At 67.7% G+C, this 3,606-nt stretch carries 7 protein-coding genes; 2 read left to right on the top strand and 5 right to left on the bottom strand.

Going from position 1 to position 3,606, the window contains the following annotated elements; genetic code table 11:
* Window positions 1-163: 163 nt before the first annotated feature.
* Genes U9980_RS25005 through U9980_RS25000 form a run of 3 tightly spaced genes read right to left on the bottom strand, consistent with a single transcriptional unit; the run spans window position 164 to window position 884 of the window.
* Window positions 164-385, bottom strand: coding sequence for a hypothetical protein (locus U9980_RS25005; protein WP_322770169.1), 222 nt, complete (start codon window positions 383-385; stop codon window positions 164-166).
* Window positions 382-639: a type II toxin-antitoxin system HicA family toxin gene (locus U9980_RS28775; RefSeq protein WP_416210394.1), complete on the bottom strand. Its 258-nt coding sequence runs from the start codon at window positions 637-639 to the stop codon at window positions 382-384. Before U9980_RS28775 ends, U9980_RS25005 begins: the two co-directional genes overlap by 4 nt.
* A complete protein-coding gene (locus U9980_RS25000) occupies window positions 639-884 on the bottom strand; it encodes a hypothetical protein (RefSeq protein ID WP_322770168.1) in 246 nt (81 codons plus the stop codon). The genes U9980_RS28775 and U9980_RS25000 overlap by 1 nt, the downstream gene beginning before the upstream one ends.
* 463 nt (window positions 885-1,347) lie before the next feature.
* Between U9980_RS25000 and U9980_RS24995 the strand changes: the two genes are divergently transcribed.
* A complete protein-coding gene (locus tag U9980_RS24995; RefSeq protein ID WP_322770167.1) occupies window positions 1,348-1,740 on the top strand; it encodes a hypothetical protein in 393 nt (130 codons plus the stop codon).
* A 229-nt stretch (window positions 1,741-1,969) separates the two neighbouring features.
* On the opposite strand, the gene U9980_RS24990 is transcribed toward U9980_RS24995, so the two are convergent.
* Complete coding sequence (locus U9980_RS24990; protein WP_416210393.1) at window positions 1,970-2,278, bottom strand: SCO4848 family membrane protein; 309 nt, start codon at window positions 2,276-2,278, stop codon at window positions 1,970-1,972.
* Between the two features lie 252 nt (window positions 2,279-2,530).
* Here U9980_RS24990 and U9980_RS24985 point away from each other — a divergent pair, with 252 nt between their 5' ends.
* A complete protein-coding gene (locus tag U9980_RS24985) occupies window positions 2,531-3,283 on the top strand; it encodes a hypothetical protein (protein WP_322770166.1) in 753 nt (250 codons plus the stop codon).
* 22 nt (window positions 3,284-3,305) lie between these two features.
* Here U9980_RS24985 and U9980_RS24980 read toward each other — a convergent pair.
* The coding region (locus tag U9980_RS24980) for an alkaline phosphatase family protein (protein WP_322770165.1) at window positions 3,306-3,606 on the bottom strand (301 nt) is incomplete at its 5' end.

The raw sequence follows: 3,606 nt of genomic DNA, 5'->3' as shown, positions 1-3,606 counted from the left end.
CCTGGCGCCGACGACTCGACCCCCCTGCTCGCGGTGACCCGTACCAACACGTCGACGGCCGGCATCCTCGCCCTCGGCCCGAACGACCTGCTCACCGCCTGGCGCTCCTGAAGCACGCGCCGGTTCAGGACACGCCCCAGCCCCGCGCCCGAACGCTTGTGGTTCAGGCCGCCGGGGCGACCGACACGTCGAGGGTGACCGCGTCGGCGTCGGCGTCGAACTCACTCGGATCGCCCTGCAAAGCAAAGGAAACCGCATCGAGGCATTCACTCTCCGCCTCCGCCCGCGTGGCTGTGCCGCCGCCGATGATGTGCAACGCCGGGACGCGGAAGTGCCAGTTGCCGGCTTCGTCATCGAAGAAGAACTCCGCACGCAGTCCGCTCATCGTCCCCGATCGCCCCTCTCCAGCCGCCTCAACTCATCCAAGGTGTACCCGAAGTGCCTGGCGACGTGCGCCATGGCGGGGCCACCGAGATCCACACCATCATGGTAGGCCCACACGCCCCGCCGATCACCCCTGACAAGAACACGATGGGAACCATTCCGTCGGACCTCGACCCATCCGTCGCGCTTCAGCGCCGCCAGGACTCGGGCTGCCTTGGCCAAGGCCGGCCTCCTCACCAGTGGAGATTGCTCCATCAAGCATGACCGGCACATCCGACAAAAATCCTGGAGATGTTGAGCGGCGATGACCGAAACGTGTGGTCCGTGTCGACCAGTGCCCGCCAATAGTTGCGGAGCGACAGAGGCGGCTCGCCCTTGGGGTTCTTGGCGTACGCCGCGTCGCGCTCCAGCAGACCGATCACATACCGACGGTGAGGCAGGGAAGCGGTGCCAGTCTCACCGCCACCGGCCAGCGGCGTCACGTCCACGCCTCCGGTCACGGCCGTCCCCCTGTTCCCCGGACCGGCCTCAGCGGCTCGCGGTCGAGGCTGAATGAGATCGGCGCGACTACGCAGTCTCCGATCCCCGAACTCACCGCGTGGACGTCCGCCGCATGCACGGTCTCGAACACGACGATCACGTCCGGGACCCACCGGCTGTCGCCGGCGAAGACGACGAGACACCGGCCCGGTCACTCCGACCGCACTGAAAGCGCTATTTGCAACTCTTCGCGGCAATGCAGAGGTAGTATTCCTCAACTTTTGCTACTCTCAAGATCAAGTCGAGGCCATCAACAAAGAGATCAGGTATGTCATCGGAATGAGCGACGCAGTAGATGATCGATCATCTTTGCGGCGTCTTTCTATCGCGCCTTTGGGTTTACCAGGAGCGTAGAGGAAGCATTCGAACAAGGAAGGGTAGCCTTGCGGCTAGTAGCCTTGCGGCTAGAGGGAATCACCGGATATGAGATCCCTGTACTGCTCTCCAAGTAGCGAGGAAAACCGGGGCGGGGTCGAACTGGCCGACAGCGCCACCGACGTCGAGGAGGTGCTTGCGCTGACCGCCCGCATCCTCAGACAGACCCTCCACGACGATGCGGCCCGCCCTGTCCTCGCGGCCATGATCACGGACGTCTTCCCATGGATTGAACTGCTTCCCGTCGACGAGCAGGCGGAGTGCGTCAGCACGCTCCTGCGCCGGCTGCAGGCAAGCGCCGAAGCCGGCGTGCTGGCGCCCTTCACCCAGCTCGCGCACGAGTGGAAGCAGACCGCCGCGATCCACGCGGATCCCGCCCTCACCGCAGACCTCAGCCGGCCGCTACCCGGCGACGGCCCCGTCCTACATCGACCGTCATAACCGGACGTGTCTGGTACTGCATCGACGACGAGAAACAACGCATCTGGATCAGCCGTGCCGGTCCAGGCCATTCACAAGCAACCGAATAGCGGTCCTGCGTGCTCCACTCGACCCGCCATCACTCAGCGCGTGCGTGCCCGCGGCCAGGGTGGCCAGGGTGGCCAGGCACGCTTGCTACAACTGTTTGAAGCGACTCGCAGCCAGGATCTGTCCCGAGCGTCGGCGCAGGTCAGCGGCTGGAGTCGATCAGATCGCGGTCGGACGGAGTTGCGTGATCGGTGTGGCCACGCCGCCCGGCACGTATCCCCCGGATACCGAGCCAGCCGACGGCGGTGCCGATCGTGAGCGAGACGGTGGTGAGCACCAGGTGCACCAGGAAGAACCCGGTCGGACCGTCGCTCCACGACCGGTCGTCGGCCCAGATGTTCTTCAGGAACGTCGGCCAGATCACCCACGACCAGACACCCACCGCGACCAGGAACCAGGCAGCCTTCTTCGACAGCGTCACCCCACCAGCCTCGCACCGCGCCGCGCTCACCGGTCCCTGAGGGGCCGATCCCACCGATGGTGACTTCTGCCCATACCCGAGCGCATCATCACGCTCGTAAGTCCACTTCGGATCTGTCGGCGCAGCCAACACTCGTGGTCCAGGCCGCCGGGGCGACCGACACATCGACCGTTACCACTGTTAGCGTACGAATTGCGACGATGAGAAACGGGGAGGGAACTGTGGCGACGGTGAACCAGTGGCTCCCGGCCGCCCCGGCCATCGTGAGTGTGTTCCGCTGAGATGGCTGCCGTCTCCCGCCGTCCGCTGCTGCTCGGCGCCGTCGTGGTGGTGGTCCTCGCGGTCGGTATCGCGATCGGGGCGCACCTGGGCGGTCCCGGCGCGCCCGCCCCGTCCCCGTCGCCGGTGGCGGCGGGCACACCCGCCGCCACCGGGGCGGGGTCGGTGTCGGCTGTCCCACCGGCGGCGATCCTTCCCCAGGTGGATCTCTCCGACGTGCGGTTCGCCAGCCTCTTCGGCCTGCAGCTGCCGGTCAGTGCGAGCGCCGGGCCGCACGACACCGCCGGCTACCTGGCGTCGGGCTACAGCCACACCCCGCTGGGCGCGCTGATCGCCGCGGTCAACATCCCGTACCGGGTCGGGGGGCCGTTCGGTTCGGCGATTTTCGAGCCGACGATCGCCCGGCAGGTCGTGGGGGCCGGCGCCGACCGGGACAGTCTGCTGGCCGTGTCGCGGCGGGACGCCGCCCGCAGCGGGGTGGGCGCCACTCCACCCCCGGACGTACTGATCACCGGGTCGGATATCGCGATCAACGGGTTCCGGTGGGAGAGCTACACCCCGGACGTGGCGATCGTGCATGTCGCCGGTTCCCAGCCCGATCCGAGCTCGGGACGGATCATCCGGATCGATCAGCGCACGGAGCTGCGCTGGTCCGACGGCGACTGGCGGTTTGTCGCCCCGCCAGGCGGGGATTTCGCGGCGACCGCCACGCCGATCGGTTCCGTGGACGGCTATCAGCTTTTCCGGCGGTCCTGATGGCGGCCTGCGGTCCCCTGACCTATATCTGTGCGGCCGGCGGCCCCGTCGGAGAGGTTTCGGCTGCAGCGTGGGCGCCGAGGTAGATGAAGCCGTAGGCCTCGTCGCGAAAGGGGATGCCGGCGGCCCGCAGGGCATCGTCCCAGTCGCCGGTGCACGCGGGGTCCGCGCCTTCGCTGCCGTGGTCGGCGGTCAGCAGGATGGCGGTGTCGTCGGTGAGTCCGCGCTCGTCGAGCAGGTCGAGAAAGACCCCTAGGCGCCGGTCCGCGTCGACCATCGATGCGCGGGCCTGCGGTGAGTACGGCCCGCCGCCGTGGTGTGCG

This window comes from Protofrankia sp. Cr1 (assembly GCF_963555865.1).
Classification (GTDB): Bacteria; Actinomycetota; Actinomycetes; order Frankiales; family Frankiaceae; genus Protofrankia.
Note: the sequence above shows the minus strand (reverse complement) of the source record. Positions and strands in the feature narration are given on the sequence as shown.